Origin of the sequence: Thermoactinospora rubra, assembly GCF_002093975.1 — a bacterium.
Lineage (GTDB): Bacteria > Actinomycetota > Actinomycetes > Streptosporangiales > Streptosporangiaceae > Nonomuraea > Nonomuraea rubra_A.
On sequence record NZ_KZ084328.1, the window covers coordinates 83319 to 96379 of the forward strand.

Below are 13061 nucleotides of genomic sequence, written 5' to 3' on the forward strand. Positions count from 1 at the left end.
GGATCCGATCCCCCTTCGAGGCCCCGCCAGGTAGGAATCGCATGTCAGAACAGTCTGAATTCCCCCTCGTGCAGTTCATGCGCGAGAAGTTCGACCCCGTGGGCGAGCTCGCGCGCATCCGCGCCGAGCAGCCGATCTTCCCCATGGAGATCCCGGGCGACCAGACGGTGTGGCTGGTCACCCGCCATGAGGACGTCCGGGCGGTGCTGGGCGACCACGAGAGGTTCAGCAACGACTTCGGCAACATCATCGGGCTGGGGTCCAACCAGGACGACCCGGGCGGGCTGGGCTTCCGCGACCCGCCCGAGCACACGCGGCTGCGCAAGTACCTGACGCCCGAGTTCACCATGCGCCGCCTGCGCAGGCTCGAACCCCGCATCGAGGCCATCGTCGGGGAGTACCTCGACCGGCTGGAGGCGAGCGGCTCGCCGGCCGACCTGGTGGAGTCCTTCTGCCTGCCGATCCCGTCGCTGGTGGTGTGCGAGCTGCTGGGCGTGCCGTACGAGGAGAGGGCCGACTTCCTGCGGCTGAGCACCGACCGCTTCGACTTCAGCGCCGGGCCCGAGGCCTCCATCCAGGCCATCAACGACGCCATGGAGTACCTGACGGACCTGGTGAAGCGGGAGCGGGCGGACCCGGGAGACGGGCTGCTGGGCACGCTGCTGCGCGAGCACGGCGACGAGCTGGACGACCGGACGCTGGCCAGCATGGCCGACGGGCTGCTGACCGGCGGCCACGACACCAGCACCAGCATGCTGGCGCTGGGCACCCTGTGGCTACTGGACAACCCCGAGGCGGCGGCCCGGGTGCGCCAGGACGACGCCTACGTCCCCCTCCTGGTGGAGGAGCTGCTGCGCTATATGAGCGTCGTGCAGGTGGCCTTCCCCCGCTTCGCCCGGGAGGACATGGACTTCCTGGGCCGGCGCATCAGCAAGGGCCAGATGGTGCTGTGCTCGCTGTCGGGCGCCAACCGCGACCCCGCGCTCGGGCCGGACATCGACCGCGTCCTGCCCGAGCGGGAGACCTCCTCCTCGCACCTGGCGTTCGGGCACGGCATCCACCGCTGCATCGGCGCGCCGCTGGCCCAGATGGAGATGCGCATCGCCTTCCCGGCCCTGCTGCGCCGCTTCCCGGCCCTGCGCCTGGCCGTGCCGTTGGAGGAGGTTCCGTTCAGGAAGCTTGCCATCGTCTATGGACTGGAAGCCTTGCCCGTGGCCTGGTGAAGCGTAAGTTCACGTATGTGGACCTGGACCTGACCGCGATCGGCGCCGTCGTGTTCGACACCGACGGCGTCGCCACCGACACCGCCCGCCTGCACGCCGCGGCCTGGAAGCACGTCCTGGACGGGTTCCTGCGCGGCCGGTCCGAGCCGTTCGACATCCGCGAGGACTACCTGCGCCACGTCGACGGCCGGACCCGCCTGGACGGGCTGCGCACCTTCCTGGCCTCACGCGGCATCACGCTGCCCGAGGGGTCGCCGGACGACGAGCCGGGGGCAGAGACGGTGCACGGGCTGGGCGCGGCCAAGGACCGCTACTTCCTGCGCCAGATCGACAAGTACGGCGTGGCCTCCTTCCCGTCGGCCGTCGCGCTGCTGCACGAGCTGCGGCGGCGCGGCAGCCGCACGGCGGCGGTGACCTCCAGCGCCCACGGCCGCCGCCTGGTGACGGCCGCGGGGCTGGCGCATCTGTTCGACCTGGTCGTCGACGGCCACGACGCGGCGCTGATGAACCTGCCGGGCAAGCCCGACCCGGCGATCTACCTGGAGGCGGCCCGGCGCCTGAACATCCCTCCGGCTCGCACCGCCGTCATCGAGCGGGCCCTGCCCGGCATCGAGGCGGCGCGCAAGGGCGGCTTCGGGCTGGTGGTGGCGGTGGACCTCACCGGGCAGGCGGAGGCGCTGCGCGAGTGCGGCGCCGACATCGTCGTCAAGGACCTGGACGAGCTCACCGTCCACGGGCGGGTGCGGCTGGGGGACTGAGCGGGCGGGCTTCCGTGCTTCTGGGAGTGACCGGGCAGGCGAGCAGGAGCCGGGCGGCCCTACCCTGGAGGCGATGACCGTCCTGATCGACCCGCCCAACTGGCCCGGGCCGCGTGGCCTGCTGTGGTCCCATCTCGTCAGCGACTCCTCGCTGGAGGAGCTGCACGCCTTCGCCGAACGGCTGGGCGTGCCGGCACGGGCCTTCGACCGTGACCACTACGACGTGCCCGAGACCGTCCACGCGCGGGCCGTCGCCCTGGGGGCCGAGCCGGTCGGCTCCCGGGAGCTGCTGCGGCGGCTGGTCGCCTCAGGGCTGCGCCGCCGCAAGGTCCGCTAGCTCCGCCGCCATGTTGCGCCGTGCCCGCTCCTCCCACCGCCGGTGGGCGGCGTCGGTGCGATACAGCCTCGGCGCCGCCAGCAGCCGGGTCAGGACGGCCCGGCGGCCCCGGCGGAAGGCCTCGTCGGGCACGTGGCGGTACTCCTCGCGGATCGCCCGGGCGTAGGCGTCGTAGTCGTCGCCGGCCAGCACCGCCAGGTCCGCGTCGCACAACGCCTCGCCGTTGCGGTCGCCGGGCCGTACCCGGTCGTGCGCGGCGGTCAGCCGTACGAGCCTGGCGACCTCGCGGACCCGCCCGGGCGGCACCCCCAGCCGCGGCAGCCTGGCCTGGGCCAGCTGGGCGCTGCGTTCCTCGTCCCAGCCGGGGCGGCCCTCGTAGACGGCGTCGTGGAACCAGGCGGCCAGCCGTACGGCCTGCGGGTCCTCGGCTTCGAGCGCGTCGAGGGCGTGGAGGACGGCGAGCAGGTGATCGAGGGTGTGGTAGCGGCGGTGCGGCTCGGCCCAGCGGGCCACGAGCTCGGCGCCCACCGCCGCGGCGGCCGGGCTCCGCCCCGCCAGTCCGGTCCAGGCGCGCATCGCCTCGCGCGGGGTCACGCGGTCTGTCACGCGGTCTGTCACGCGGTCTCCGTCCCCTCGGCGGCCTCCTCCTCCGGCCCGTGGAGCGAGGCCAGGCCGACCAGCTCGGCCACGTCCTCGATGTCGCGGCATTGACGCGCTCCCCGGCCTTCAGGCCGGGGATGCAGCCCGTGCCGCGTCATGCGGCACCTCTGCGGCTTCCTTCACCGGGCCGTGCCACCGCAAGCGGTGGTCTTACCGGCCCTCCACAGGCGTTTAGCCTGTCCGCCCGCCCGGCGGCCAGGATGTTCTTCACGGCGTTGACGTCCCGGTCGTGGACCGCCCCACACAGGCAGATCCACTCCCGGACGGCAAGCGGCATCGACTCGGCGACGGCTCCGCAGGTCGAGCACAGCCTGGAGGAGGGGAACCACCGGTCGATCCGGTGGAAGACCCGCCCATACCGGGCGGCCTTATACGCCAGCATGCCGACGAAGGCCGACCAGCCCGCATCGTGCACGCTCCTGGCCAGCCTGGTGCGCGCCAGCCCCGCCACGGCCAGGTCCTCCACGTAGATCGCTTGGTTGTCGCGGATCAGCTGCGTGGACAGCCGGTGGTGGAACTCCCGGCGCGCATCGGCGACACGTGCGTGCCGGCGGGCCACCGCCAGGCGGGCCTTGGCCCGGTTGGCCGACCCCCTCTGCTTACGGGACAGCGCCCGCTGCAGCCGCCTGAGCTTCTTCTCCGCCCGGCGCAGGAACCGCGGCGCGTCGATCTTCCGCCCGTCCGCCAGGACCGCGAAGTGCCCCAGCCCCAGGTCGATCCCGGTCTCGGCCTCCACCGGCGGCAGAGGCTGTGCGGCGACCTCGACCACGAAGGAGGCGAAGTACCGCCCGGCCGCGTCCTTGACCACCGTCACGCTGGACGGCTCGGCGGGCAGGGCACGCGACCAGCGGACGGGGATATCCCCGATCTTCGGCAGGCGCAGCTTCCCACCCGGCGTGACGGCGAAGCGGGCGTTGCGGGTGAAGCGGATCGCCTGCCGCCTGTCCTTGCGCGCTCGGAAGCGAGGCGGGGCCACCTTCGGCCCCTTGCGCCTGCCGGTGAGCGAGGCGAAGAAGTTGCGATACGCCTGGTTCAGGTCGGCGAGCGCCTGCTGGAGCACCACCGCCGACACCTCACCCAGCCACGCCCGTTGCGGGGTGGTCTTCGCCCGGGTGATGACCCGCCTGGACAACTGGCCGTCGCCGACGTACGGCAGGCCCTGATCGTAGGCGTGCTGCCGGATGCGCAGCCCGTCGTTGAACACCACCCGCGCGCACCCGAACGCCCGCGTCAGCGCTTGACGCTGACCGGCGGTCGGGTGGAGGCGGAAGGCGTATCTGAGCTGCACGGTAACAAGTGTACCATTCGATCTATGGATGTTCGCATGGGTATTCGAGAAACCAGGGAACGACTCGGCGATCGGGTCAATGCCGCCCACTACCTCGGCGAGGTCACCATCATCGAGCGCAACGGCACACCGTTCGCGGTCCTGATCCCCTACCAGTGGTGGACCGACCGGCAAAGCCAACTCGACACCGCCGAGTGACGCCGATCCGCCTTGGCGGCGAATCGGCTTTCCCCGCCCCGCTATACGGCGAGTCCGCTTCACCCCCGGGCCTGAACTGAAGGTCGGAGCACTGCGGACGAACCCGGTAGCTCGCGGGAGCCGTCTGAACCAGCCTCGCCGGAGGCTTCGCGCCACCGGGTGCGGCACCTGGACGGCGATGCGGATGGCGGGAGTGGCTGTCCTTTGACGCCACATTGCCCTGATCTGGGAGTTGAGTCCGTAACGTTTTCCCATGGCTCCTGAGCGTGATCAGCTCGTTCTCGACGCGGCGACGCGGTTGTTCGCCGCGCTCGGGTTCGACGGCACCTCCATGGAGCAGATCGCCCAGACGGCCGACACGCCCGTGCAGGAGATCAAGCGTCTGTTCGGCGGCAAGCGGGAGCTCTACATCGCGACCGTGGAACGGGTCTACCAGGCGCAGATCGCGGCGATGCAGGCCGAGGTGCGCAACGTCTCGTGCGAGGACGCCGAGTCCACCACCCGTTCGGTCCACCGGCTCATCGACGCCTATCTCGACTTCGGCGCGGAGCATCCGTACATCAACGCGCTGTGGGTCCACCGGTGGCTGTCGGACGCCGTCGACATCGCCGAGATCGAGTCGCGCTATGCCCGGCCCATCTACGACGCGGTGCTGGGGGCGCTGCGGCCGGCGGTGCAGGCAGGCTACATCGACCCCGGGATGGATCTGGTCTACGTCCTGCACATCATGGCCTGGAGCGTGCACGGCTTCGGCCAGGGCGGGGTGACGGGGCGGGACGGCGTGCGCCGTGGCCTGTCCGACCTTCAGGAGACCCGGCGCTTCCGCTCGGCCCTGCACCGGGTGATCCACCGGGCGGTCCGCCTGCCAGGGGACTACGAGCCGGAGTGATGACCGGCCGCCTCGCGGCGCAGGGACGACCGCTCAGGGACGGCCGCCCGCCTCCCATGGTTCGGGAGGACCCGGCTCGCCGCGGCCCGCGTCACCCGGCCGGGCGGCGGCTGCGGTAGGCGCGCTGCCGGCAGGCGCGTGAGCAGTACGTGCGGGGCCGTCCCGACGGCGGCTGCTGCACCGGGTTGCCGCACACCCGGCACGCCGTCACCGCCACAGCCTCACCCCGAGTTTCGTCACGAGTTTCGTCACGACCTTCGTTGCGACGCCGGATGAGGAGCTCGATGCCGTCGAGGAGGCGCGCCAGGCCGAACTCGAAGGAGTCCTCAGGCCGGTCCCAGCCGCCCGCCTCCCACAGGGCGCTGATCGTGGGGTAGCGGTCGAGCCGGTCGAAGAGCGAGCCCCGGGCGCTCCACCACTCCTCGTCGCTGACCCCGCTGCCGCGCTCCTCCCGCGCCGCCTCCACCAGGGCCAGGGCCTCGGCGTCGACGAAGCGGCCGACGAGCCCGACCGCCGCGATGACCTCGGCGGGGGAAAGCCCGGTGCCGGCCAGCGCGGCCAGCATGCGTTCGTAGGAGGCCACCGCGTTGGGGCCGGGAAGGCGGCGGGTGCCCCGCGCCTCGGCCAGCCACGGGTGCCGCCTGCGCAGCTCCCAGCCCTGCCGGGCGAACGCCTCCAGCCGCTCCCGCCACCCGCCCTCGACCGGCGGAGCGGGCAGCGCCGGCGGCTCCCCGATGACGGCGTCGCGCATGAGGTCGACGAGCTGGTCGCGGCCGGGCACGTGCCGGTACAGCGACATGGTGGTGAAGCCCAGCCGTTCGGCGACCTTGCGCATAGACAGCCCGGCCAGGCCCTCGGCGTCGGCCACCTCGACGGCGGCCGCCACGATCCGCTCCAGGCTGAGCCCGGGCCTCGAAGGGCCCGCTCCGCCGTCCCACAGCAGCTCGACCGTCTGGTCGGGGTCGCCCGCCCTGCCTCTCGCCATGTCGCGCCTCCTTGTTTATGGTATATACCTGTTTATGCCATACACACGAAAGGCGGGTACGGCCATGGCCGAGTTCTACGTCTCCCCTACCGGGGACGACACCGCGCCGGGCAGCCTGGAGCGGCCCTTCGCCACGATCGAGCGCGCGCGGCGGGCCGCGCGGCAGGCCGCCGGCGACGTCGTGGTGCACCTGCGGGCCGGCACGCACGTGCTCGCCGAGCCGCTCCACCTGACCGGGGACGACTCCGGCCGCGACGGCCACCGGATCGTCTACCGGGCCCACGGCTACGGCACCGACCGGCAGGAGCACGCCGTCGTCAGCGGCGGCCGCGAGATCACCGGCTGGACCGAACGGCAGGGCGTATGGCTGGCCGAGGTCGGCGACCTGGACACCCGCCAGCTGACGGTGGACGGCCGCCGTGCCGAACGCGCCGGCGTCGACGCCCTGCCCGGCGACGCCCGCCGTACCGTCACGGGTTACGTCACGGACAGCGCCGCCCCGCTCGCCTGGCGGCTGCCGGGCGTGGAATTCGTCTACCGAGGCGTCTACCCGTGGACCGAGGCCCGCTGCCCCGTCGCGGCCGTCGACCGCGACGGCGGCTCCACCGCGATCACCATGGCGCAGCCCGCCTTCGGCTGGGCGATCGACCTGTACAACTCGGCCTGGGAGGGGCAGGTGACGGCGGGCCCCGGCCTGCCGACCCGGGTGGAGAACGACCCGTCCTTCCTCACCGAGCCCGGCACGTTCGTCCTGGACCGTTCGCGCCCCGGCGACCACGTCCTGCACTACCTGCCCAGGCCCGGCGAGCACCCCTCGCGCACCCGCGTGGTGGCCCCCGTGCTGGAGACGCTGCTGCGCGCCACCGACACCCGCGACGTCTCCTTCCTGGGGATCGTCTTCGCCGACGCCACCTGGCTGCGGCCCGGGACCGAGCGCGGATTCCTGCACTACCACGGCAGCGGCTACTACGACGGCGAGGGCGACATCGACAAGGTGGTCATCGTCGAAGGGCAGGCGTGGGTCACCGTGCCCACCCGGACGCGGACGATCCCGGCCGGGGTCGTCCTGGAGGACACCGCCGGGATGCGGTTCGAGGGCTGCCGCTTCACCCGGCTGGGCGCCACGGCGCTGGGCGCGAGCGGCGGCTCGGACCTGACCGTGCGCGGCTGCGACTTCGACACCCTCGCCGCGTCCGCCGTCACGATCACCGGCACCCGCCGGGCGCTCATCGAGGACAACCTCATCCAGCGCGCCGGCCTGGACTACTCCGGCTCGCCCGGCATCGCGCTCCTGGACACCGTCGGCTGCACGGTCGCGCACAACCACGTCACCGACGTTCCGCACTGCGGCATCGCCGCGGGCCCCGGCCGCGGCACCCGCATCACGCGCAACCTCCTCACCCGCACCATGGGCGTGCTGGCCGACGGCGGAGGTGTCTACGTGGCGGGACCGCAGGGCGACTCCGCCGACACCGGCGCCGTCATCAGCGGCAACGTCATCGAGGACACGCTCACGCCGTACAACTTCGGCCTCTACACCGACTACGGCGCCGCCTGGGTGAAGGTCGAGGGCAACGTGGTCGCCCGGGCGGACAACACCGCCGTCCTGCACGTCAGCCCGCCTCTGGAGCACGTCGTCTACCGGGGCAACGTCTGGGACGCCGACCCGTTGGGCGGCGACGACGTGCCCGCGGGTGTCACGTACGAGGGCAACGCGACGCCGGCGGACGAGAAGGAGTTCGACGCCGCGGCCGCCGGGATCCGGGCCGCGGCGGGGCTCCTGAGGGGTGGCAGGACGACACGTCCCAGGACGGGGAGCGTCCACGGCTGAGGATCCGTCCCGGCTTGGTCCTTGGGCGGCGCTGGAGTCCACGCCGTACGGCCTGCGCCGGGTTGTCGCCCCGGCGCAGGCCGTACGGGACGAACCCATGCGTCCGGCGCGTGCCCACTGCGCAAATTCCTCGGCTCCGCTTCGCCAATTCGGGGCGGATGTCCGCCGTGTTCGGGAACGATGGGGGTGACCCAGGACACACCGAGGAGGCAGCCGATGACCTCACGTCTCAACCCTTACATCAGCTTCGACGGCGACGCCCGCGAGGCCATGGAGTTCTACAAGGAGGTCTTCGGCGGCGAACTGGTCGTCAACACCTTCGGGGAGTTCGGCATGCAGGAGGCGGCCGACAAGGTCATGCACGCCATGCTCGAGACGCCCAAGGGCTTCACGCTCATGGCCGCCGACACCCCGCCCGGCATGGAGTACCGCCCGGGCTCGGCCATCGCCATCTCCCTGAGCGGGGACGACGGCGACGAGCTGCGCGGCTACTGGGAGAAGCTCTCGCAGGGCGGGAACGTCACGATGCCGCTGGAGAAGCAGATGTGGGGGGATGTGTACGGCGCGTGCACCGACCGGTTCGGCGTCGAGTGGATGGTCAACATCTCCGAGGGCTGACCGTCCCAGGGTGGGTGCCGTGTCCCCTTCCCGGCACCCGCTCCGGCACCGGGACACCGCTGCGCGCCGGGCATTCCGTGCCATCGCCAGGACGGCGGAGTCCGGAGACATCGACGAAGCCACTACCTGTGACAACAAGCTAGAGATCAGTAAGAGGCCTTTTTCGTCCTGGGCCTCTTCGAGGCAGTCGCCGCTCCTCATCTGAGGCGCATCTTCGACTCGAATCCTGCGTCGGCCTCCGATGTCGCCGATCGGCTGCCCGGGATCTTCGAGGACATGACCTCGTCGGTCCGGAAGACGACGCGCTCCAGGAGATGGCCCGCTCGATGCGGCGGAACGGCACTCGTAGCCGTCGGGCTCGTCCGGCCTCACATCCGAGATCTCAGCACGTCGACCTCGCAGCCTGGCGAGGACGGATCAAAGCCGTGTTCGACCAGCCAGCGGACCGCCAGCAGGCTTCGCAACGACCACCACGCGCGGATCACGTCGAGGTCGACGTCGGTGCCGTAGCCGGCGACGACGTCGCCAAGGCGCTCCTCGTGTCCGAGCGTCAAGGTGGCGAGGTCGAACAGGGCATCGCCCTGGGCCGCCTCGGACCAGTCGATCACGCCGGTGATCTCGTCAGTGTCGACGAACACGTGGCTGACCTGCAGGTCGCCGTGCGTGAACACCGGTGTCCACGGCCGGAGCGCAGCCTCGGCAACCCGGCGGTTGCGCGTGACCAGGTCGGTGGGCAGGACGCCGTTCGCGACGAGCCACTCGCATTCGCCGTCGAGGCGCGATGCGATCTCGTCGAGGCTCCGACCGGGCCATGGCGGCAGCGGCGCGTCGTGCAGCATCCGTGCGGCGGCACCCGCCGCGGCCCACGCCGCCGGCGACGCGGTCGACGGCTCGCCGAGGCGGCCGAGTGCCGTCCCTGGGAGGGCGGCGAGCGCGAGCACGGGCGGTTTCCGCCACATAACCTCCGGAGTCGGGATCGGCGCCATGGCCATCGCCTCGACCTCGACATCGGTGCGCGTCTGATCGGCGTCGATCTTCAGGAACACGTCGCCGACGCGCAGGGTCGCGCGCTCGTGATGGGCGACGACGACCTCGACCTCCTCCACGCCGGCCATTATCGCGGGATGATCGTCGGCGTCGCCACGGGTTTGTCGCGTGCGACTGCCCGGCTGACCGCGTCCCGCTGCCCGGGGGCCTCGTGCACGACACCGACCGCTGACGGATCGAGCAGCGATCGTCCTCGATGGCGTGCAGGACCGTGATGGCCTGCACGGTTACCGTGATGCGGTGCGGGCGACGCCGTGTCTCTGCCGAGCCTCTCACGCCGGCTTGCATCTCCAGCAGGGGGAGCCACCAGGCTTGATCAACGGCTGGCCGGCGCCGGAGGCTCTGAGGCCGTCGCTCGGCTGGGCCATCCGGGCCATCCGCGCTCGGCGGTGAAGCCTTGGCTGTTGCGGCCCTGGCGGGAGGGGGACGTCTGTGCCCTGGTGGCGGCGTTCCGGGACCCCGCGTTGCGCCGCTGGACGCAGGCCCCACTGGAGGACGAGGCGGCGCGCTGCGGTGGCAGCGGGCGGCATGGACGGCCGGATCGAAGGCTTGTGGCCCAACCGTCCCGTCAACGTCCCCGAGGCCCTGTTCGACCCGACACGAGCCACCTTGCGCGGGGCGGGCTTCAGGCGCCGCGATCGGGTGCGCTCATGTCCCCCGTCCCGGGCGTGCCATCGGCGAGCCCGTAGCGCAGGTACACGATGCCCTTCGGACTGGCCACCGGCGGTTGGAGGAGTTCGACGTTCGTGGGCACCGCGCCACCGTCGAACACCTTCTTCCCGACGCCGAGCACGATCGGGTGCACCCAAAGGTCGAGACGGTCGAAGAGCTTCTCGCGCAGGAGGCTCTGCACCAGGTTCAGGCTCCCGACGACCTTCACGTGCTCGTGCCGGTCGCGGATCTCGCGCACCGCGCCGGCCAGATCCGGGCCGAGCTGCGTGGACCCGGCCCACGAGAGGTCGGGCTTGCCGCGGGAGGCCACGTATTTCGGGACGCTGTTGAAGAGCGTGGCGATCTCGTTGTCCTGGCCGCCCTCCTGGTACGGCCAGGAGGCGGCGAAGATGTCATACGTCCGCCGGCCGAGCAGGAGGGCGTCTGTGCCCTCGTACGCGGCACCGACCTGCGCCCCGGTGACCTCGTCCAGCAGGGGCGCCTGCCAGCCGCCGAACGGGAACCCCACCGGGTCCTCGTCGGGGCGGCCGGGCGACTGCCCGACGAGGTCGAGGGTTGCGAACAGCTCGATGTGGATGAGGCCCATGCCGTACTCCCCGATGAGTTGGCTGTCTCGGTCGGGGAGGTAGACCTGTGAGCGCCGGCAGACTCATCGCTGCGACGGCGACCGGCTTCGTCCTCGTCGGCCGCCTCGCCCGGTGCCCTGCTCACGTCACCGGGCCGGGACGCCGCACCGGCACTCCCCACTCACGATGGATCACAGGCCGCGCCCACCCTGGGTGGCTGCTCCGCGTCCAGCGTCACCGCGGGTCACCGGCGCGATCTACGGCTGTGGTGCCGGCCCCTGTCGCTCTCGCTGCGGATGCTCGCCGCAAGACGCGGAGGCTGCCATCCTCGCCGGCATGGAGAGCACACGGTTCACACGGCAAGAGGCCGAGATCGCATCTGCGCGACTCGGCCTCTGACCTGGGTGAACGTGGTGGGCGATACTGGGATCGAACCAGTGACCTCTTCGGTGTGAACGAAGCGCTCTCCCGCTGAGCTAATCGCCCGGGATCCGCCGGCCCCTCGCGGCGCCGACGGAGAAAACCATACCGCACTCCGCGACCAACTGGCGAAGCGAAGCCGCGACGCGGGGAAGATTCGGGGCAATGGCGGTGGTTAGCCACCAGCATGGCGGCTCGTCGCATAGCATCGTGCTGTCCCGGTAGGGGCTGATGGTGATCTTTCGTCGGGAAGATGCCGGAGGCGGCCGGTCGGGACGAAGCTCTACAAGACGCAAAACCCTTGCAAACACGAACCGATAACCGATGTTTCGCCAGGTAGATGGCTAAATGTCCAGCTGTGATGTGCGTTACAGAAGGGCCTGGGAGCGGAATCTCTCCAACAGGTTTCTTCGTTCGGCGTCATAGCTCAGGGCGAAGTCCGTCAGAGCAGTGCAAGCCCCGCAGAGGGGACCGTTCGACGAAAAGGTTTGGCTGACGATGAACAGCACCACCGTCTCCGCCGAGCTTGGCCTTCGGCTTGTGGTCCCCGACCGAACCACCGTCCCCCTGCTCGCCGGGCTCAGCTACACGGCCGACGACCCGTACGCCATCCGCATGGCCTTCCACGTGGGGAACGACGAGCCGGTCGAGTGGATCTTCGCCAGGGAGCTGCTCACCGTGGGCATCGTGCGCCGGGTCGGAGACGGCGACGTGCAGGTGTGGCCCGCCCGCCACGACGGCGAGCGCACCCTCCACATCAGCCTCACCTCGCCCTTCGGGCAGGCGCTGTTCGAGGTGCCGCTGGCTCCGCTGACGGAGTTCCTGCATCGCACCTACGAGCTGGTCCCCGCCGGCCGCGAGACGGACTTCATGGACCTGGACGCCGAGCTCACCAACATGCTCTGGCCCTCCTGAGCAACCCCGCAAGACCCCTAGGATCCGGCCAGCTCGCGCATGCGGGTGATCTCGATGGCCTGCTCGGAGTACACGTCCTTGGCCATGAGCAGCATCTGCTGATCCCGGCCCGCCGCCAGCTCCTCCTTCGCCATCCGCAGCGCCCCCTCGTGGTGCCGGATCATCAACTCCAGGAACAACCGGTCGAACTGCGCGCCCCGCGCGGCTCGCAGGGCCTCCATCTGCTGCGGCGTCGCCATGCCGGGCATGGACGCCGCCGAATGCCCCGCGTGGTCCGGCGTACGGCCCAGCGCCGCCAGCCACTCGGTCATCCGCCGGATCTCCGGCTCCTGGGTGAGCGCGATCCGCTCGGCCACCTTGCGTATCGCGGGCGTCGTGGTGCGGGCCGCGACCAGGCCGGTCATCTCCAGCGCCTGGCGGTGGTGCGGGATCATCTGCTCGGCGAAGCGCACGTCGGCCGCCACCGGTTCGGCCGAGGTCTGCAGGCGTTCGCCCGGCGTCGCCGTACGGCCTGGGGAGCCGGGGGCGTCCGGGACGATCACCGGGGGGCCCGTGCCGACGACGCCCGCCGTCGGCTCGGAGCAGCCTGCCAGCCCAATCATCCCGATAAATGTGACAATAGCCGGACCCATCCTGAAACTTCGTGCCATAGCT

The 13061-nt window shown here is 71.3% G+C and carries 15 protein-coding genes and 1 tRNA gene; 8 read left to right on the forward strand and 8 right to left on the reverse strand.

Annotation, left to right across the window (positions count from 1 at the left end; translation table 11 throughout):
• Window positions 1-41: 41 nt before the first annotated feature.
• The 3 genes from BSB02_RS07695 to BSB02_RS07705 all read left to right on the forward strand — a co-directional run bounded on the left by BSB02_RS07695 (window position 42) and on the right by BSB02_RS07705 (window position 2318).
• Complete coding sequence (locus BSB02_RS07695; protein ID WP_084958000.1) at window positions 42-1223, forward strand: cytochrome P450; 1182 nt, start codon at window positions 42-44, stop codon at window positions 1221-1223.
• Window positions 1217-1981 (forward strand): HAD family hydrolase, encoded by a 765-nt coding sequence (locus BSB02_RS07700; protein ID WP_420855837.1) that lies wholly within the window; start codon window positions 1217-1219, stop codon window positions 1979-1981. Before BSB02_RS07695 ends, BSB02_RS07700 begins: the two co-directional genes overlap by 7 nt.
• 73 nt (window positions 1982-2054) lie before the next feature.
• Window positions 2055-2318 (forward strand): DUF4031 domain-containing protein, encoded by a 264-nt coding sequence (locus BSB02_RS07705; RefSeq protein ID WP_084958001.1) that lies wholly within the window; start codon window positions 2055-2057, stop codon window positions 2316-2318.
• Here the strand turns inward: BSB02_RS07705 and BSB02_RS07710 are convergent.
• From BSB02_RS07710 to BSB02_RS07715, 3 genes are read right to left on the reverse strand one after another with little or no spacing between them, the layout of a single operon-like run.
• Complete coding sequence (locus tag BSB02_RS07710; protein ID WP_084958138.1) at window positions 2289-2894, reverse strand: HD domain-containing protein; 606 nt, start codon at window positions 2892-2894, stop codon at window positions 2289-2291. The genes BSB02_RS07705 and BSB02_RS07710 overlap by 30 nt on opposite strands.
• Before the next feature lie 38 nt (window positions 2895-2932).
• Entirely contained in the window at window positions 2933-3076 is a 144-nt protein-coding gene (locus tag BSB02_RS40505) for a hypothetical protein (protein ID WP_158088581.1), read from the reverse strand.
• Complete coding sequence (locus BSB02_RS07715) at window positions 3073-4266, reverse strand: RNA-guided endonuclease InsQ/TnpB family protein (protein WP_084958002.1); 1194 nt, start codon at window positions 4264-4266, stop codon at window positions 3073-3075. The genes BSB02_RS40505 and BSB02_RS07715 overlap by 4 nt, the downstream gene beginning before the upstream one ends.
• Window positions 4267-4290: 24 nt before the next feature.
• On the opposite strand from BSB02_RS07715, the gene BSB02_RS40510 reads away from it, so the two are divergent.
• Both BSB02_RS40510 and BSB02_RS07720 read left to right on the forward strand, forming a co-directional pair.
• Window positions 4291-4464: a type II toxin-antitoxin system Phd/YefM family antitoxin gene (locus tag BSB02_RS40510; protein WP_158088582.1), complete on the forward strand. Its 174-nt coding sequence runs from the start codon at window positions 4291-4293 to the stop codon at window positions 4462-4464.
• 253 nt (window positions 4465-4717) lie between these two features.
• The gene (locus tag BSB02_RS07720; protein WP_084958003.1) at window positions 4718-5353 is read left to right on the forward strand and encodes a TetR/AcrR family transcriptional regulator; all 636 of its coding nucleotides are present in this window, start codon (window positions 4718-4720) and stop codon (window positions 5351-5353) included.
• Window positions 5354-5444: 91 nt separating this feature from the next.
• Here the strand turns inward: BSB02_RS07720 and BSB02_RS07725 are convergent, their stop codons facing one another.
• Window positions 5445-6338 (reverse strand): TetR/AcrR family transcriptional regulator C-terminal domain-containing protein, encoded by an 894-nt coding sequence (locus tag BSB02_RS07725; protein WP_084958004.1) that lies wholly within the window; start codon window positions 6336-6338, stop codon window positions 5445-5447.
• Between the two features lie 34 nt (window positions 6339-6372).
• Here BSB02_RS07725 and BSB02_RS07730 point away from each other — a divergent pair, with 34 nt between their 5' ends.
• Both BSB02_RS07730 and BSB02_RS07735 read left to right on the forward strand, forming a co-directional pair.
• Complete coding sequence (locus BSB02_RS07730) at window positions 6373-8169, forward strand: right-handed parallel beta-helix repeat-containing protein (protein WP_206184561.1); 1797 nt, start codon at window positions 6373-6375, stop codon at window positions 8167-8169.
• 216 nt (window positions 8170-8385) lie between these two features.
• The gene (locus BSB02_RS07735) at window positions 8386-8787 is read left to right on the forward strand and encodes a VOC family protein (protein ID WP_084958006.1); all 402 of its coding nucleotides are present in this window, start codon (window positions 8386-8388) and stop codon (window positions 8785-8787) included.
• 368 nt (window positions 8788-9155) lie between these two features.
• Here BSB02_RS07735 and BSB02_RS07740 read toward each other — a convergent pair whose 3' ends face one another.
• The 3 genes from BSB02_RS07740 to BSB02_RS07750 form a co-directional block, all read right to left on the reverse strand.
• Window positions 9156-9893, reverse strand: a complete 738-nt coding sequence (locus BSB02_RS07740) for a phosphotransferase family protein (RefSeq protein WP_084958139.1) — start codon at window positions 9891-9893, stop codon at window positions 9156-9158.
• 566 nt (window positions 9894-10459) lie between these two features.
• Window positions 10460-11092, reverse strand: a complete 633-nt coding sequence (locus BSB02_RS07745; RefSeq protein ID WP_084958007.1) for a dihydrofolate reductase family protein — start codon at window positions 11090-11092, stop codon at window positions 10460-10462.
• Between the two features lie 391 nt (window positions 11093-11483).
• A tRNA-Val gene (locus tag BSB02_RS07750) sits at window positions 11484-11558 on the reverse strand.
• A 432-nt stretch (window positions 11559-11990) separates the two neighbouring features.
• On the opposite strand from BSB02_RS07750, the gene BSB02_RS07755 reads away from it, so the two are divergent.
• Entirely contained in the window at window positions 11991-12407 is a 417-nt protein-coding gene (locus tag BSB02_RS07755; RefSeq protein WP_084958008.1) for an SsgA family sporulation/cell division regulator, read from the forward strand.
• 17 nt (window positions 12408-12424) lie between these two features.
• Here the strand turns inward: BSB02_RS07755 and BSB02_RS07760 are convergent, their stop codons facing one another.
• On the reverse strand, window positions 12425-13009 hold the full coding sequence (locus BSB02_RS07760; RefSeq protein WP_084958009.1) for a DUF305 domain-containing protein: 585 nt from the start codon (window positions 13007-13009) through the stop codon (window positions 12425-12427).
• Between the last annotated feature and the right edge of the window lie 52 nt (window positions 13010-13061).